Origin of the sequence: Aurantimonas endophytica (genome assembly GCF_014196845.1) — a bacterium.
Classification (GTDB): domain Bacteria; phylum Pseudomonadota; class Alphaproteobacteria; order Rhizobiales; family Rhizobiaceae; genus Aurantimonas; species Aurantimonas endophytica.
In genome coordinates, this window is the sequence record NZ_JACIEM010000003.1 from 298,066 (window position 1) to 313,371 (window position 15,306).

Annotated in this window: 16 protein-coding genes; 12 read left to right on the top strand and 4 right to left on the bottom strand. The window is 69.9% G+C overall.

Annotated elements, in window-relative coordinates; translation table 11 throughout:
* Positions 1-51 precede the first annotated feature (51 nt).
* The 3 genes from GGR03_RS12480 to GGR03_RS12490 are packed head-to-tail and all read left to right on the top strand — an operon-like array spanning position 52 to position 2,488.
* Positions 52-837, top strand: coding sequence for an SDR family oxidoreductase (locus GGR03_RS12480; protein ID WP_183208495.1), 786 nt, complete (start codon positions 52-54; stop codon positions 835-837).
* A 15-nt stretch (positions 838-852) separates the two neighbouring features.
* Positions 853-1,548 (top strand): ribonuclease activity regulator RraA, encoded by a 696-nt coding sequence (locus GGR03_RS12485; protein WP_183208497.1) that lies wholly within the window; start codon positions 853-855, stop codon positions 1,546-1,548.
* 13 nt (positions 1,549-1,561) lie between these two features.
* Positions 1,562-2,488: a dihydrodipicolinate synthase family protein gene (locus GGR03_RS12490; RefSeq protein WP_183208499.1), complete on the top strand. Its 927-nt coding sequence runs from the start codon at positions 1,562-1,564 to the stop codon at positions 2,486-2,488.
* Between the two features lie 85 nt (positions 2,489-2,573).
* Here the strand turns inward: GGR03_RS12490 and GGR03_RS12495 are convergent, their stop codons facing one another.
* Positions 2,574-3,680: an aldo/keto reductase gene (locus tag GGR03_RS12495; protein ID WP_183208501.1), complete on the bottom strand. Its 1,107-nt coding sequence runs from the start codon at positions 3,678-3,680 to the stop codon at positions 2,574-2,576.
* Between the two features lie 88 nt (positions 3,681-3,768).
* On the opposite strand from GGR03_RS12495, the gene GGR03_RS12500 reads away from it, so the two are divergent.
* From GGR03_RS12500 to GGR03_RS12540, 9 genes are all read left to right on the top strand, one after another.
* Positions 3,769-4,407, top strand: coding sequence for a TetR/AcrR family transcriptional regulator (locus GGR03_RS12500; protein WP_210292123.1), 639 nt, complete (start codon positions 3,769-3,771; stop codon positions 4,405-4,407).
* 312 nt (positions 4,408-4,719) lie between these two features.
* Complete coding sequence (locus tag GGR03_RS12505; protein WP_183208503.1) at positions 4,720-6,039, top strand: alpha-hydroxy acid oxidase; 1,320 nt, start codon at positions 4,720-4,722, stop codon at positions 6,037-6,039.
* 56 nt (positions 6,040-6,095) lie between these two features.
* Positions 6,096-6,794: a molybdate ABC transporter substrate-binding protein gene (locus GGR03_RS12510; RefSeq protein WP_183208505.1), complete on the top strand. Its 699-nt coding sequence runs from the start codon at positions 6,096-6,098 to the stop codon at positions 6,792-6,794.
* A 20-nt stretch (positions 6,795-6,814) separates the two neighbouring features.
* Entirely contained in the window at positions 6,815-7,492 is a 678-nt protein-coding gene (locus GGR03_RS12515; protein WP_183208506.1) for an aspartate/glutamate racemase family protein, read from the top strand.
* Positions 7,486-8,763 (top strand): 3-oxo-tetronate kinase, encoded by a 1,278-nt coding sequence (gene otnK / locus GGR03_RS12520; protein WP_183208508.1) that lies wholly within the window; start codon positions 7,486-7,488, stop codon positions 8,761-8,763. Before GGR03_RS12515 ends, otnK begins: the two co-directional genes overlap by 7 nt.
* On the top strand, positions 8,760-9,407 hold the full coding sequence (gene otnC / locus GGR03_RS12525; RefSeq protein WP_183208510.1) for a 3-oxo-tetronate 4-phosphate decarboxylase: 648 nt from the start codon (positions 8,760-8,762) through the stop codon (positions 9,405-9,407). The genes otnK and otnC overlap by 4 nt, the downstream gene beginning before the upstream one ends.
* Before the next feature lie 23 nt (positions 9,408-9,430).
* Positions 9,431-10,216, top strand: coding sequence for a hydroxypyruvate isomerase family protein (locus tag GGR03_RS12530; RefSeq protein WP_183208512.1), 786 nt, complete (start codon positions 9,431-9,433; stop codon positions 10,214-10,216).
* A gap of 172 nt (positions 10,217-10,388) precedes the next feature.
* Positions 10,389-11,261, top strand: a complete 873-nt coding sequence (locus GGR03_RS12535) for an SDR family oxidoreductase (protein ID WP_183208514.1) — start codon at positions 10,389-10,391, stop codon at positions 11,259-11,261.
* A gap of 61 nt (positions 11,262-11,322) precedes the next feature.
* Positions 11,323-12,483 carry an iron-containing alcohol dehydrogenase gene (locus GGR03_RS12540; protein ID WP_183208516.1) on the top strand — a complete coding sequence of 387 codons (1,161 nt, stop codon included), beginning with the start codon at positions 11,323-11,325 and terminating at the stop codon, positions 12,481-12,483.
* A gap of 3 nt (positions 12,484-12,486) precedes the next feature.
* On the opposite strand, the gene pcaF is transcribed toward GGR03_RS12540, so the two are convergent.
* The 3 genes from pcaF to GGR03_RS12555 form a co-directional block, all read right to left on the bottom strand.
* Entirely contained in the window at positions 12,487-13,695 is a 1,209-nt protein-coding gene (gene pcaF, locus GGR03_RS12545) for a 3-oxoadipyl-CoA thiolase (RefSeq protein ID WP_183208518.1), read from the bottom strand.
* A gap of 74 nt (positions 13,696-13,769) precedes the next feature.
* Complete coding sequence (locus GGR03_RS12550; RefSeq protein WP_183208520.1) at positions 13,770-14,735, bottom strand: CHAD domain-containing protein; 966 nt, start codon at positions 14,733-14,735, stop codon at positions 13,770-13,772.
* 84 nt (positions 14,736-14,819) lie between these two features.
* Positions 14,820-15,287 carry a CYTH domain-containing protein gene (locus GGR03_RS12555; RefSeq protein WP_183208522.1) on the bottom strand — a complete coding sequence of 156 codons (468 nt, stop codon included), beginning with the start codon at positions 15,285-15,287 and terminating at the stop codon, positions 14,820-14,822.
* Positions 15,288-15,306: the final 19 nt, after the last annotated feature.

The following is a 15,306-nucleotide window of genomic DNA, read 5'->3' on the forward strand; positions in this document are numbered from 1 at the left end:
TTTGGGATCGAGACACGCACCCTCCGCCCGATTCGCAGAAGGAGTGTTTGCATGGATCTCGGGATTGCAGAGAAGACAGCTTTGGTGCTGGGCGCCGGCGGCGGGCTCGGCAGCCGCATCGCCACGACGCTGGCCGGCGAAGGCGTCAAGGTCGCGGTCGCCGACCTCGATGCGGAAGCCGCCGCACGCACCGTCGGCGAGATCGAGGCCGCCGGCGGCAAGGCCATGGCGCTTGCCTGGGACCTCGCCGACCTCGACGTGGTCTCCGGCAATGTCGGGCGCGTCGAGGCCGAGCTCGGCCCGGTCGACATCCTCGTCTCGATCACCGGCGGCCCGCCCCCCGGCGGCGTTTCCGGCCAACCCGTCGATCTCTGGCGCAAGCATTTCGAGGCGATGGTGCTCTCGGTCTTCGCCATCACCGATCGCGTACTGCCCGGTATGCGCGAGCGGGGCTGGGGCCGGATCATCACCTCCACCTCGTCCGGCGTCGTCGCGCCGATCCCCAATCTCGGCCTCTCCAACGCGCTCCGCTCGACGCTGCTCGGCTGGTCGAAGACCCTGGCAGGCGAAGTCGGCCGCGACGGCGTCACCGCCAACATCGTCCTGCCCGGCCGCGTCGCCACCGGCCGCATCGGCTTCCTCGACGAGAAGAAGGCCGAGCGCGAGGGCCGCAGCCTGGAGAGCGTCGTTGCCGAGAGCACCGGCGCGATCCCGCTCGGCCGCTACGGCGACCCGCAGGAATATGCCGATGTCGTGGCCTTCCTCGCCTCTGCCCGTTCGTCCTACGTCACCGGCAGCGTCATCCGCGTCGATGGCGGCTATGTTCCGAGCATCTGATCAAGGGGAACCGACATGACACTGACGAATGAAGCGATCGCCGTCCTCAAGGATGTCTCGACCGCCACCATCACCACGATCCTCCTGAAGAAGGGCCTGCGCAACATCTGGCTGCGCGGCGCCATGCCGCTCAAGCCGGGCCAGCCCCGCCTCGTCGGCCCCGCCTTCACGCTGCGCTTCGTGCCGGCGCGCGAGGATCTGGCGACGCCCGCCTCCTGGGGCTCGCCGATCTCGACCCGCGCCGCCATCGAGGCGATGCCGGAGGGCTGCCTCGTCGTCGCCGACGCCATGGGCGTCACCGATGCCGGGATCTTCGGCGACATCCTCTGCGCCCGCATGGCCAAGCGGAACGTCGCCGGGCTGATCACCGACGGCGTGCTGCGCGACGTCGCCGGCGTCACCCGCACCGGCCTGCCGGTCTGGAGCCGCGGCTTCGCCGCGCCGCCTTCGGTCGCCGGCGTCACCTTCGTCGGCTGGCAGGAGACCATCGGCTGCGGCGGCGTCGCGGTGATCCCGGGCGACGTCATCGTCGCCGACGACGACGGTGCGGTGGTCATTCCGAAAGCGCTGCTCGACGACGTCCTCGCCGAGGGCCCCGAGCAGGAGCGCATGGAAGCCTGGATCGTCGAGGAGGTGGAGAACGGCGCCAGCCTGCCCGGCCTCTACCCGATGAATGCCGAGACCAAGGCCCGCTACGACGCCTCGAAATAAGGATACGACAGACATGCTATCTCCCGACACCAAGGGCGTCTTCGCCATCGCGCCCACGCCCTTCCTGCCCGACGGCTCGCTCGACGCCGCCTCGGTCGACCGGATGACCGACTTCTACTGGGAGGCCGGCTCCGACGGGCTGACCATCCTCGGCATCATGGGCGAGGCGCAGAAGCTCGAGCCCGAGGAATCGCTGCAGATCGTCCGCCAGGTCATCGCCCGCGCCGGTGGCCGGCCGATCATCGTCGGCGTCTCGGCGCCGGGCTTTGCCGCCATGCGCCGCCTCGCCGGCGAGGCGATGGCGGCCGGCGCCGCCGCGGTGATGATCGCCCCGCCCTCGACGATGCGCACCGACGACCAGATCGTCGGCTACTACGCCCAGGCGATCGCCCAGATCGGCACGGACATCCCCTTCGTCCTGCAGGACCATCCGCAGGCGACCCTCGTCCAGATGACGCCCGGCGTCATCAAGCGGATCATCAACGACAACCCCTCCTGCGTGATGCTGAAGCACGAGGACTGGCCGGGCCTCGACAAGATCACGGCGCTGCGCGACTGGGAGCGCGACGGCTCGCTCCGCCACGTCTCGATCCTCTGCGGCAACGGCGCGCTGTTCCTCGAACTCGAGATGCAGCGCGGCGCCGACGGCGCCATGACCGGCTACGCCTTCCCCGAGATGCTGCGCGACGTCGTCGACCTCAGCCTTGCCGGCGATCTCGACGCGGCGCAGGACCTGTTCGACGCGCATCTGCCACTGCTGCGCTACGAGCAGCAGCCGGTGATCAGCCTGTCGGTGCGCAAGTACGTCCTGCAGAAGCGCGGCGCGATCGCCCACGACACGCTGCGCGCGCCCGGCCCGAAGCTCACCGCGCCGACGAAGGCCGATGTCGAGCGCCTGCTGGCAAGGCTCGCCCGCACCGACAGCCGCGCGGCATTCTGACGATCCGGGGGCGGCCCGCGACGGCCGCCCCTCCCCTATCCCGGGCTGATCCGGTATCCGTCCAAGGACGTGTCGGAGCAGCACCCTAGCCCCGGTCGACGACGGCGGCCCCTCCAAAGACCAGGTTCTGGCGCGCGACCGGCGTGAAGAGGCCGTAGATCATCGCGCTTTCTGGACTGCTGGCCTCGTCGAGGACAGCGATCTGCTCGGCCGGCAGACGAAGCTCGGTCGCGGCGACATTGTCGTGGACTTGCGAGACACGGCTGACGCCCATCAAAGCCGTGTCGACGCCGGGCTTTGAGAGAACCCAGGCCAGCGCCACGCGGGCCGGCGTCTCGCCGACCGCGTCGGCGACACCGCGAAGCGCATCGACGATCCGCCAGTTGCGATCGGTAAAGAGCGCGTCGCCGAAAGGATTGCTGCCGTCGAGGCGCTTGTCGCCCTCCGGTCGGGGAGCGCCGGTCCCGGCGTCGCTGGGAAGGCCACCAGCACGCGGCGCGCCGGCTTCGACCGTGGCGCGATCGTACTTGCCGGTGAGCAGGCCATAAGCGAGCGGGCTCCAGGGCATCATTCCGAGGCCCATGTCGCGTGCGAGCGGCAGGTGCTCGGCTTCCACCTCGCGGCTGACGAGGGAATAGAAATATTGAAGGGCGATCGGGCCCGGCATCGCGTGGACGGCGGCGAGCGTCGCGATCTTCGCCACATACCAGGCCGGTGCATTGGAGAGCCCCCAGTAGCGGATCTTGCCTGCCCTCACGAGGCCAGCCATCGTCTCCAAGAGCTCCTCGGCAGGGGTCACCGAGTCCCACACATGGACCCAGTAGAGGTCGATGTAATCGGTGCCGAGGCGGCGCAGCGAGCCTTCCAGCGCGGCGTGCACGTGCTTGGCGCCGTTGCCGCCGGCATGCGGGCCCTGGCCGGCTGAGAAGCCGGACTTGGTCGCGACGACGAGGCTGTCGCGGAGCCCGCGATCGGCGATGATGGCACCCAGCATCTCCTCGCTGCGGCCGCCGGCATAGACGTCGGCCGTATCGACGAGATTGCCGCCGGCCTCGACATAGGCATCGAAAACAGCCTCGGCATCGGGTCTCTCCATGCCCCACCGATCGACGCCGAAGGTCATCGTTCCAAGAGACAGCGGACTTACGACAAGGCCGGACCGGCCGAGCGTCCGGTAGGTGTTCATCGACATGAAATCGTTTCCTAGTGATCACTATGGAAGCCGTCTAGTCAGCTTGATCGGCAGGGTCAAGCGTTCTATAGCAAACGATATGGAACCCTTGCCCGCCCCGATCGCACGCCGCACGGGACGGCCGCTCTCTTTCGACCGGGACGCGGCTCTCGTCAGCGCCATGCATCTCTTCTGGCGCCACGGTTACGAGGCGACATCCGTCGCCGACCTGACCCGGGCGATGGGCATCACGCCGCCGAGCCTCTATGCCGCCTTCGGGGACAAGCGGCGCCTATTCCTGGAGGCGGTCCATCGCTATCTCGGGGGCATTGATGCCGTCGAACGGAGCATCGCCGACGCACCGAGCGCGCATGATGCCGCCCGCGACCTGCTGGTGGCCGCCGTGCTCGGCGACACCGGCACCGACACCCCGCCCGGCTGCCTACTCGCCAGTTCCCTCGTCACGAGTTCCACCGAGGCCGAGGCGGTGCGCGAGGCGCTGGCCGCTATCCGCCGGGGTATCGAGGCGGCCCTGCGCGCCCGGATCGAGCGGGACATCCGCGAAGGCCTTCTGCCTTCCGGATCGGACGCCGAGATGCTGGCGGGCCATGTCTTCGCGGTGGTCCAGGGCATGTCGACCCTTGCCAAGGACGGCGCCGGACGCAGCAAGCTGATGGGGATCGCGGATGCCGCGATGGCAGGCTGGCCGAAGGCCCCTGACGCGCGCCCGACGCATGCATCTCCCTGAGACGTTCGGCAATGCCGCGCTGGCAGGAGGTTGCCGACACGTGCCCTCGCGAGACAACCGCGCTTTCCATCACTTGACCACCGTCCGCTTGTCGACCGCGCCGAACTGAACGCGGACCGATCGCTTTCCAACCGGGCCAGCCATTCGCTTCCGAGTTCGCGACGCGAAAGGCCTCATCGGTGGTCTTCGCTATCGAAGCTCGGGGGTGATCCATCCCGGGGCCGAGACCGACGACATCTCCCCTGAACCGATGTTGACGATATTGTTGACAATGTGTAGGCGTGAGGACGGTAGCGTTGTCGGGAGGCAGGTATGGACGTTGATACAGTGAGACGCGCGGACGATGCGCGGGGAGCCGCCCCCTCGCCGACACCGGCCGCGCCAACCGCAGCCCCTGCCAGCACACCGACCCCGACCAGCGAAACCCGCGCCGATCCCGGCGCCGGCCTGCCACAGCCGCAGAAGCCGACGCCCCGCAAGTTCCGCGACCTCCTCGCCCTCGACGATTTCGAGCGCCACGCCAAGCGCCATCTGCCGCGCATGGTCTTCGGCTACGTCTCCGGCGCCGTCGAGACCGGCGCGTCGCTGCGCGCCGCCCGCGACGCCTTTGCCGAGCACCGCTTCCTGCCGCGCATGTTCGTCGACGTGTCGGGCCGCGACCAGGGCGTCACGCTGTTCGGCAAGCACTACGCCGCGCCCTTCGGCATCGCGCCGCTCGGCGGCGCCGCCTTCATCGCCTACCGCGCCGATTTGCAGCTCGCCGAGGCGGCCCGCGACGCCAAGATCCCGATGATCCTCAGCGGCTCCTCGCTGATCAGCCTCGAGGACGTCCACGCCGCCAATCCGGACGCCTGGTTCCAGGCCTATCTCGCCGGCGACCAGCCGCGCATCGACCGGCTGGTCGACCGCGTCGCGGCGGCCGGCTACGAGACGCTCGTCGTTACCGGCGACACGCCCCTGCTCGGCAACCGCGAGCACAATATCCGCAGCGGCTTCTCGATGCCGATCAAGATGACGCCGAACGTCATGCTGCAGAGCGCGCTCGCGCCGAGCTGGCTGCTCGGCACGGTGCTGCGCACCTACTGGAAGCACGGCGCGCCGCATTTCGAGAACACCGACGCCGAGCGCGGCCCGCCGATGATGTCGAAGCTGGTGCGCAACACCAGGAAGCGCGACGAGCTCGCCTGGTCGCATGTCGAGGCAATCCGCCGCAACTGGAAGGGCAATCTCGTCGTCAAGGGCATCATGACCGCCAGCGACGCCCGCATCGCCAAGGAATGTGGCGTCGACGGGGTGATCCTGTCGAACCATGGCGGCCGCCAGCTCGACCACGCCGTCGCCCCGCTCGACTGCCTCGCCGAGGTCGCCTCCGAGAAGGGCGCGATGAAGGTGATGATCGACAGCGGCCTTCGCCGCGGCACCGACGTCTTGAAGGCCGTGGCGCTCGGCGCCGACTTCGTCTTCCTCGGCCGCCCCTTCCTCTATGCGGCGGCGATCGGCGGCGCCGATGGCGTGTCGCATGCGATCGGCATCCTGCGCGCCGAGATCGACCGCGACCTCGCCCTTATCGGCGTCAAGCGGCCGCAGGACCTCGACTTGAGCTACCTCGCCCCGGTCCGCCCGCGCGACTGAGCCGGACGCAGAGACAAGCAGGCGACCGGCCGCGGTCGCCCACCCAAGGAACAGACATGCCCCTGAAACTGATGAGCACGCTGGCCGTCGAGGTCGCCCTGAAACGCCGCCTCCTGCCCTCCTTCACGGAAGCGACCGGGATCATCCCGGACGTCACCTGGAACCCCACCACCGTCATCATGCAGCGTATCGCGGACGGCACCCGCGCCGATGCGATCATCCTGATCGACAAGTCGATGGCCGAGCTCGTCGAGCGCGGCGTCGTCGTTGGCTCTAGCGTCCGCCCGATCGCCACGGCGAAGATCGGCGTCGCGGTGGCCGGCGACGCGCCGGCGCCGAAACTGGAGACGGTCGACGACCTCAAGACTGCCCTCCTTGCCGCCCGCTCGGTGGCCTATTCGCGCGGCGGCGCCAGCGGCATCTATTTCGCCACGCTGATCGAGACGCTCGGCATCGCCGAGGCGGTGAACGCAAAGGCGACGATCATTCCGGAAGGCTTCACCGCCGGCCAGATCGTCGCGGGCAACGCCGACCTCGCCATCCAGCAGATCAGCGAGCTGATGTCGGTGGACGGCATCAAGATCGCCGGCCCCCTGCCGGAGGAGGTCCAGGCCGGCACGGACTTCTCCGTCGCCGCCTTCGCGGACGCGGAAAACCCCGACGATGCCGCCCGGCTGATCGCGCATCTCACCTCGGCGGAGGCCGCTGCGGCCTACGCGGCGGGCGGCCTGACCTCGCGCCTCGCCCACTCCTGACCGTTTCGAAAGACCAACCCATGGCAGCCAGACCTCGTATCGTCCTCTACCATGCGACCCCGGTCGCCATGGAACCGGTCGCTTCCGCCATGGCGGCGCTCTGGCCGGAGGCGGAGGCCGTCAACCTCCTCGACGACGGGCTGACGCTCGACCGGGCCAAGGAAGGCGCGACCATCTCGGAAGAGCTGATCGAGCGCTTCGTCGATTTCGGCCGCTACGCGCTCCGCATCGGCGCCGACGGCATCCTTGTCACCTGCTCGGCCTTCGGCCCGGCGATCGACCGGATGAGCGATATCCTGCCGATCCCGGTGCTGCGGCCGAACGAGGCGATGTTCCGCGCGGCCATCGCCGCCGGCAGCCGCATCGGCATGCTGGCGACCTTCGGCCCGGCCGTCTCGACCATGGAAGCCGAGTTCGATAGCTTCACCGCGGAGACCGGCTCGAACGCGACGCTCGAGACCATCGTCGTGGCGGAGGCGATCGACCTGCTGCGCAAGGGGGACGCCGCCACGCATAACCGTCTGGTCGCCGCCCGCGCGCCGGAACTTGCCGATCGCGATGCGATCATGCTGGCGCATTTCTCGACCTCGCGCGCGGCCGAAGCCGTACGCGCCGCCGTAAGCGTGCCGGTGTTCACGGCGCCGGAAGCCGCGGTGACGCGCATGAAGCAGATGATTGGGGATACAGGACCATGCTGATCGGTGTCATCGCCGACGACTTCACCGGCGCCGGCGACATCGCCAACACGCTGGCCAAGGGACTTCCCGGCCAGGGCGGGCTCAAGGTCTCGCAGTTCATGGGCGTGCCGGACGAGGACGCGCCCAGCGACATCGAGGCCGGCGTCGTCTCGCTGAAGAGCCGCTCGATCCCCGCCGCCGAGGCCGTCGCGCAGTCGCTCGCCGCGCTCGCCTGGCTGCAGGCCCAGGGCTGCCGGCAGATCGTCTTCAAATACTGCTCGACCTTCGATTCGACCCCCGAGGGCAATATCGGCCCGGTGGGCGAGGCGCTGGCGAACGCGCTCGGCGTCAAGGGCGTCGTCGCCTGTCCCGCCTTCCCGACGGTCGGCCGCACGGTGCATCAGGGCCATCTCTTCGTGCACGACCGGCTGCTCAGCGAAAGCGGCATGGAGAACCATCCGCTCACCCCGATGACCGACCCGGACCTTCGGCGCTGGCTCGCCCGCCAGTGCCAGGCGCCGGTCGGGCTCGTCGCCGCCCCGATCGTCCGGCGCGGGCCGGAGGCGATCAAGGACGCGCTGCGTGAGGCCGGCGACCGCGGCGAGATCCTCGTCATTGCCGACGCCGCGACCGACGACGATCTGGTCACGCTGGGTAAGGCGCTCGCCGACGCGCCGCTTCTGACCGGCGGCTCCGGCATCGCCATCGGCCTGCCCGCCAACTTCATCGCCAAAGGCCTCGCCCAGGGCCGCACCCCCAGCCCCGTCGCCATTGCCGGCCCCGGCGCGATCCTCGCGGGCAGCTGCTCGCGCGCGACGCTCGGCCAGATCGAGCACCATGCGAAGAATCACCCGACGCTCGCGATCGCCGTCGGCGACGTGATGTCCGGCGCCGTCACCGTCGAGACCCTCTGCGATTTCGTGCAGGGATCCGCCGATCCGGCGCCGCTCGCCTACTCCTCCGGCAAGCCGGAAGACGTCGCGGCCGCGCAGGCGCAGTTCGGCCGCGAGGCGGTGGCGGAAAAGCTCGACGCGCTCTTCGCCGAAACCGCGAAGGCGCTCGTCGCCAAGGGCGTCACCCGCCTCGTCATCGCCGGCGGCGAGACCTCCGGCGCCGTGGCGCAGGCCCTCGACCTCGGCGCGCTGACCGTCGGGCCGGAGATCGATCCGGGCGTGCCGATCCTCACCGGAGAGCGTCACCGCGTCGCGCTGGCGCTGAAATCCGGCAATTTCGGCGGACCCGACTTCTTCGCCCGCGCTTTGTCCGCGCTCGCCGGCGACGCGCCGCGATGACCACGCCGCACGAGATCAATGCGGCGCGCGAGCTCATCGCCCGCACCGGCGAGACGCTCTACAACCGGCAGCTCGCCCACGGCAGCGCCGGCAATCTGTCGATCCGCCTCGACGACGGCACGCTGCTGCTGACGCCGACGAACTCTTCCCTCGGCTATCTCGACCCCGCCCGCCTGTCGCATCTGGCGTCCGACGGGCGGCTGCTGGACGGCGATCCGCCCTCCAAGGAGGCCTTCTTCCACCTCGCCGTCTATGACGAGCGGCCCGCGGCGCAGGCGGTGGTGCATCTCCATTCGACGCATTGCGTCGCGGTCTCCTGCCTCTGCCACGAGACGACCGATGACGTGCTGCCGCCGCTCACCGCCTATCACGTCATGCGCGTCGGCAGGCTGCCGCTGGTCCCGTATTTCCGCCCGGGCGACAAGGCGCTGGCCGACGCCGTGCGCAAGGTCGCCAAGGACCACCACGCGATGCTGCTCGCCAATCACGGCCCGATCGTCGCCGGCAAGTCGCTGCGCGACGCCGCCTGGACCTACGAGGAGCTGGAGGAGACGGCCAAGCTGTTCTTCCTCATCGGCGACCGCAAGACGCGCCCGCTCGACGCCGCCCAGATCGCCGAGATCAACCGCGCCTTCCCGAGCTGAGCCAGACCCCAACGAAAGCCGCAATGCCCGACACTTCCCGCTACAGTGCCCATATCGGCTATCTGTTCAACGAACTGCCGCTCGAATCCCGCATCGAGGCGGCCCGCGCGGCCGGCTTTGCCGCCGTCGAGCATCCCGCGCCCTATTCCGTGCCGGCCAAGACCATGGCCGCGCTGCTGCGCGACGCCGGCCTGCCCTACGTCCAGTTCGGCCTGCGCTCCGGGAATGCCGCCCGCGGCGAAAAGGGCATCGCGATCTTTCCCGATCGCCGCGACGAATTCCGCGCCAACCTTGCCGAGGGGCTCGATTACGCCGAGGCGATCGGCGTGCGCATGCTCCACGCCATGGCCGGCGTTCTGCCAGAGGCGGAGCGAAAGCCGGAACACCGCGCCTGCTATCTCGAGAACCTTCGCCTCGCCGCAGGGGAAGCCGAGAAGCGTGGCATCCGCATCATCGTCGAGGCGATGAGCCCCGCCGCCGTGCCGGACTACTTCCTGCCCACCGCCGCCTCGGCGCGCGAAGCCATCGCCGAAGCCGGCCACCCCAATCTCGGCCTCCTGCTCGACGTCTTCCACACCGTCGCCGCCGGCGACGACCCGATCACGGCGATCCACGCGAGCCGCGAAATGATCGCCCACGTCCATATCGCCGACCATCCCGGCCGCCACGAGCCCGGCAGCGGCACGATCGACTACGACGCCGTCCGCTCCGCCCTCGCCGAGATCGGCTACACCGGCTTCATCGGCTGCGAATACGTCCCCGCCGGCGCCACCGCCGACGGGCTCGGTTGGATGCCGCAACGCCCGTAGCGGAAGTCGAAGCAACTAACGGGAGCCCGCCGCTCCGCCTTCAAGCGCTCTTCGTCGGCCATCAGGCGGCTATGCAAGCGTGCGGGAACACATAGCGAAGGCCGGGATTGACCGGGGGAGCGAGCCCGCCGCTTTGGCGCGCGGCTCTTGCCTCTTTCCACGGAGCTTCCCCATGACCACCGATCCCACCACCGGCCATCCGCAGCCGCCGCAGCCGTCCCAGAAGCAGGACATGCCGGGCGAAACCTCGGCCATGACGCCGACGCCGGACCATGGCGAGGAGAGCTATCGCGGCTCCGGCCGGCTCGAGGGCCGCGCCGCGCTGATCACCGGCGGCGATTCCGGCATCGGCCGCGCCGTCGCCATCGCCTATGCCCGCGAGGGCGCCGACGTGCTGATCTCCTATTACGACGAGCACGAGGACGCCCAGGAGACCGCCCGCTGGGTCGAGAAGGCCGGCCGCAGGGCCGTGCTCTGCCCCGGCGACATCAAGGACGAAGCCTTCTGCATCGGCCTCGTCGACAGGACCGTCGCCGAATTCGGCCGCATCGACATCCTCGTCAACAACGCTGCCCACCAGGCGACCTTCGAGCGCATCGAGGACATCACCGCCGAGGAATGGGACGTCACCTTCCGCACCAACATCTACAGCCAGTTCTATCTGTCGAAGGCCGCCGTGCCGCACATGAAGCCGGGTTCGTCGATCATCAACACCTCCTCGATCAACGCCAAGAACCCGACCCCGATGCTGCTCGCCTACGCCACGACCAAGGGCGCCATCTCCAACTTCACCGCCGGTCTCGCCGGCTTCATCGCCGATCGCGGTATCCGCGTGAACGCCGTCGCGCCCGGCCCGATCTGGACGCCGCTGATCCCCTCGACCATGCCGCAGGACGACGTGACGAGCTTCGGCGAGAACACCCCGATCGGCCGCGCCGGCCAGCCGGCGGAACTCGCCGGCGCCTTCGTGATGCTGGCCTCCGACGAGGCGAGCTACATCACCGGCGCGGTGATCCCTGTCACCGGCGGCCGCCCGATGCTCTGACGCCCTTGCCTCAACCCCCATGCTCGCCGCAGAAAGATAGGCGAGCATGGGGGAGACAGGCATGACACCGTTCATCTTCAACACCACGGCGTCGATCGTCTGCGAGCCCGGCGCGGCGAGGCGCCTCGGCGCCCTCGTCGCCGGCCGGCTGGGCGACCGCGTGCTCTTCGTCACCGATCCCGGCCTCTCCGCCCTCGGCCTCGGCGCCCCCGCCATCGCCTCGCTCGAAACCGACGGCGGGACGGTCACGCTCTTCGACGCGGTCGAGGCGGACCCCAAGCGCGCGACGCTGGAATGCGCCGTCGAAGCCGGCCGCACCGCCGGCGTCACGGGCGTCGTCGGCTTTGGTGGCGGCTCGTCGCTGGACGTCGCCAAGCTCGCCGCCTTGCTGCTCGGCTCGAACGAAGACCTCGACGCCGCCTGGGGCGTCGGCAACGCCGCCGGCCCGCGATTGCCGCTGGTGCTGATCCCGACGACGGCCGGTACCGGCTCGGAGGTGACGCCGGTGTCGATCATCACCGTCGGCGACAACGAGAAGCGCGGCGTCTCCTCGCCGCTGATCCTGCCGGACATCGCCATCCTCGACGCCGAGCTGACCCTCGGCCTGCCCGCCGCGATCACCGCCGCCACCGGCATCGACGCGATGGTCCACGCCATCGAGGCCTATGCCTCGAGAAGCCCTAACAACAACCCGCTGTCGCGCATGCTGGCCCGCCAGGCCCTGCAGCTGCTCGGCGCCCATATCGAGACCGTTGTCGCGAACCCCGCCGATCTCGACGCCCGCCAGGCGATGCTGCTCGGCTCGATGCTTGCCGGCCAGGCCTTCGCCAATTCGCCGGTCGCCGCCGTCCATGCGCTGGCCTATCCGATCGGCGGACGGTTCCACGTGCCGCACGGCCTCTCCAACGCCCTCGTCCTGCCGCATGTGCTGCGCTTCAACGCGCCCGAGGCGGCTCACCTCTATGCCGAGATCGCCGCCGACGCCTTCCCGGTGCTGGCGGACGAGCCGGGCACGCAGGGCCGCTGCGCCGCCTTCATCGAGGCGCTGACCGGCCTGTCGCAGCGCCTCGGCCTGCCGCAGCGCCTGCGCGATGTCGGCATCGGCGAAGCCGACCTGCCCGCCATGGCGGCGGACGCGATGCTGCAGCAGCGCCTCCTGGTCAACAATCCGCGCACCGTCCGCGAGGCCGATGCGCTGGCGATCTATCGCGCCGCCTGGTGAGGCTCAAGCCCGCGCCAGCGCGATGGCGATGCCCTGGCCGACGCCGATGCACATCGTCGCCAGCGCCAGCTGGCCGTCCCGCTCGGTAAGCTCCAGCGCCGCCGTCCCGGTGATGCGCGCACCCGAAGCGCCGAGCGGATGGCCGAGCGCGATCGCCCCGCCATTGGCGTTGACATGCACCGCCGCCGGGTCGAGCCCCAGCTCCCGCAGCACCGCGATGGCCTGGCTGGCGAAGGCCTCGTTGAGCTCGACCACGTCGAAATCGCCGGGCGCGATGCCGAGCCGCGCGCAGAGCTTCTGCGTCGCTGGCGCCGGCCCCATGCCCATGATCCGCGGCGGCACCCCGGCCGTCGCGCCGCCGAGGATGCGGGCAATCGGCGTCAGGCCATGGCGCAGCACCGCCGCCTCGGAGGCGACGATCAGCGCCGCCGCGCCATCGTTGACGCCGGAGGCGTTGCCCGCCGTCACGGTGCCGCCCTCCTTGCGGAACGGCGTCGGCAGCTTCGCCAGCTTCTCCACCGTGGTGTCGCTGCGCGGGTGCTCGTCTTCTTCGACGACGACCGGCTCGCCCTTCTTCTGGGCGATCGCGACGGGGACGATCTCGCGCGCCAGCCGGCCGGATTTCTGCGCCGCCACCGCCCGCTGCTGCGAGCGCGCCGCGAACGCGTCCTGGTCGGCGCGCGAAATGTGATAGTCGGCGGCGACGTTCTCGCCGGTCTCGGGCATCGAATCGACGCCGTATTGCGCCTTCATCAGCGGATTGACGAAGCGCCAGCCGATCGTCGTGTCGTAGATCGCGGCGTGGCGCGAGAAGGCCGTCTCGGCCTTCGGCAGGACGAAGGGCGCCCGCGACATCGACTCCACCCCGCCGGCGATCGCCAGCTCGATTTCGCCCGCCCGGATCGCCCGCGCCGCGGTCACCAAGGCGTCCATCCCCGAGCCGCAGAGCCGGTTGAGCGTCACGCCCGGCACGTTGTCCGGCAGGCCGGCCAGGAGCAGCGCCATGCGCGCGACGTTGCGGTTGTCCTCGCCCGCCTGGTTGGCGCAGCCGTAGAAGACCTCGTCCAGCTCCGCCCAGTCGACGCCCTCGTTGCGCTCCATCAGCGCCCGGATCGGCACCGCGCCGAGATCGTCGGCCCGCACGCCGGACAGCGCCCCGCCGAAGCGGCCGATCGGCGTGCGGATGAAGTCGCAGATGAAGGCTTCGGCCATGCAACTGTCTCCCCTCGGATGATCCTGCTCATGCCGCCGCTTGCTACAGGACGTAGGTGGACCCACCGACGGCGTCAGGCCGCGTTGGCGGCTGCCCCGTCCGCCGCCGCAGCCGCCTCGTCACGTTTGGCGCGCTCCTCCGCGACGTGCCAGAGCCGGCTTATGCGCTGTTCGGCCGCCGATGCATCCTCGGCGAAGAGACGCTGCGCCGCGTCGAGGCTGGCCTGGCGCAATTCCGCCTGGCGCCGTTCCATCAGCGTCAGCACCACCGCCTGCCCGTCGCGCGAGCCGAAGGCTTCCGGCGCCGCTTCCATCTCCGCCCGCAGCACCGCGTAGTCGTGGTCGAGCCCGAGATCCTCGCCGAGCCCCTTCGCCGCCTCCTCCAGCGGCGCCATCGCCTCCGGCCAGAGCGGCCCCAGCAGCCTGAGATGCATCGAATGGTATTTGGCGCGCTTGCGCAGGTCGTGGAACACCGCGGCGTCGCCCGTCTTGCGAGCCTGCCGGATCTCGTCCCGCGCCTGACCGGCAATGCGGGCAAAGCCGCTGGCGACGATGGCGGCGGCATTGCCGGCCTTGTTCTTCTTGCCCACGGCGAATGCGTCGAGCCGGCTGCGCGCCTCGGCCAGGCTGCGCAGCGTCGCCTCGATGGCGGGCGCAAGATCGGCGCCGGCAGCCGCATCGCGCTGCGCGATCAGATGCTGCCGGATCGGCTCGAATGCCTCGATCGCCATCTCGTCCTGGTAGTGGGCCTGCAGCGCGTCGAGCGACTCGACCAGCGCCGCCCGGTCCCGCACGCCCGACAGCGCCCGGGCCATGTCCCGGAAGCGCGCATTCTCCTCGGCGTAGAATTTCGGCCGCGCGTCGCGCACCAGCCGGATCAGCCCGCGCAGCTTCTTCAGCCGCTTTCGAACGTCGTGCACCGCCTCGTGCCGGTCGCCCTTCTCGTCGGCGAGCTCGCGCTCGGCCTTGCGCATCTGCTCCCCCGCGATCCGACGAAACTCGGCATCGAGCGGGGCAGCGGGATCAAATTGATAGGCCATGCGTCATCGTCCTTCTGGTGGCCGGAAAGGTATCGGGCGGAAAATGGCGGCGGCAAGGCCGGCGCAGGCGGACTCTCGCCCGCGTCAGTCGGCGTCCGGCAGGCCACCCAGCGCCAGGCGGGCGTTGAGATAGCGCGGGTCGCCGGTGACCTCGCGGCCGAGAAACGCTGGCAATGGCGGCTGGTCCCCGATGTCCTGCAGTTCGATCTCGGCGAGCACCAGCCCCGCCAGATCCCCCTCGAACTCGTCGACTTCGACCCGCCACGCGCCCAGCGGCACGATATGGCGGGTCTTTTCGACGAGATTGCCGATGCGGCTTTCGCGCAGCGCTTCGGCGTCCTCCAGCGGGATGTCGTATTCGAACTCGCCGCGATCGGCGCCGCTGCCGGTCTTAATGGTCAGCTTCGCGCTCGCCTCGTCCCTGATGCGCACGCGCACCGAAGCGTCGGGGCGCGTGAACAGGTAGAACTGGGCAAGCCGCAGGGTCTCGGTGACCTCGCCGCGCCAGTCGTCATTCGCTACCCGGAACTTTCGCTCGATCTCGCGTGCCATGTCCGAAGAAACTCCATCA

Excerpts from the sequence above, each read along its gene's own strand:
- GGR03_RS12480 (WP_183208495.1), top strand. The coding sequence starts at position 52 with ATGGATCTCGGGATTGCAGAGAAGACAGCTTTGGTGCTGGGCGCCGGC.
- GGR03_RS12485 (WP_183208497.1), top strand. The coding sequence starts at position 853 with ATGACACTGACGAATGAAGCGATCGCCGTCCTCAAGGATGTCTCGACC.
- GGR03_RS12490 (WP_183208499.1), top strand. The coding sequence starts at position 1,562 with ATGCTATCTCCCGACACCAAGGGCGTCTTCGCCATCGCGCCCACGCCC.
- GGR03_RS12495 (WP_183208501.1), bottom strand. The coding sequence starts at position 3,680 with ATGTCGATGAACACCTACCGGACGCTCGGCCGGTCCGGCCTTGTCGTA.
- GGR03_RS12505 (WP_183208503.1), top strand. The coding sequence starts at position 4,720 with ATGGACGTTGATACAGTGAGACGCGCGGACGATGCGCGGGGAGCCGCC.
- GGR03_RS12510 (WP_183208505.1), top strand. The coding sequence starts at position 6,096 with ATGCCCCTGAAACTGATGAGCACGCTGGCCGTCGAGGTCGCCCTGAAA.
- GGR03_RS12515 (WP_183208506.1), top strand. The coding sequence starts at position 6,815 with ATGGCAGCCAGACCTCGTATCGTCCTCTACCATGCGACCCCGGTCGCC.
- otnK (WP_183208508.1), top strand. The coding sequence starts at position 7,486 with ATGCTGATCGGTGTCATCGCCGACGACTTCACCGGCGCCGGCGACATC.
- otnC (WP_183208510.1), top strand. The coding sequence starts at position 8,760 with ATGACCACGCCGCACGAGATCAATGCGGCGCGCGAGCTCATCGCCCGC.
- GGR03_RS12530 (WP_183208512.1), top strand. The coding sequence starts at position 9,431 with ATGCCCGACACTTCCCGCTACAGTGCCCATATCGGCTATCTGTTCAAC.
- GGR03_RS12535 (WP_183208514.1), top strand. The coding sequence starts at position 10,389 with ATGACCACCGATCCCACCACCGGCCATCCGCAGCCGCCGCAGCCGTCC.
- GGR03_RS12540 (WP_183208516.1), top strand. The coding sequence starts at position 11,323 with ATGACACCGTTCATCTTCAACACCACGGCGTCGATCGTCTGCGAGCCC.
- pcaF (WP_183208518.1), bottom strand. The coding sequence starts at position 13,695 with ATGGCCGAAGCCTTCATCTGCGACTTCATCCGCACGCCGATCGGCCGC.
- GGR03_RS12550 (WP_183208520.1), bottom strand. The coding sequence starts at position 14,735 with ATGGCCTATCAATTTGATCCCGCTGCCCCGCTCGATGCCGAGTTTCGT.
- GGR03_RS12555 (WP_183208522.1), bottom strand. The coding sequence starts at position 15,287 with ATGGCACGCGAGATCGAGCGAAAGTTCCGGGTAGCGAATGACGACTGG.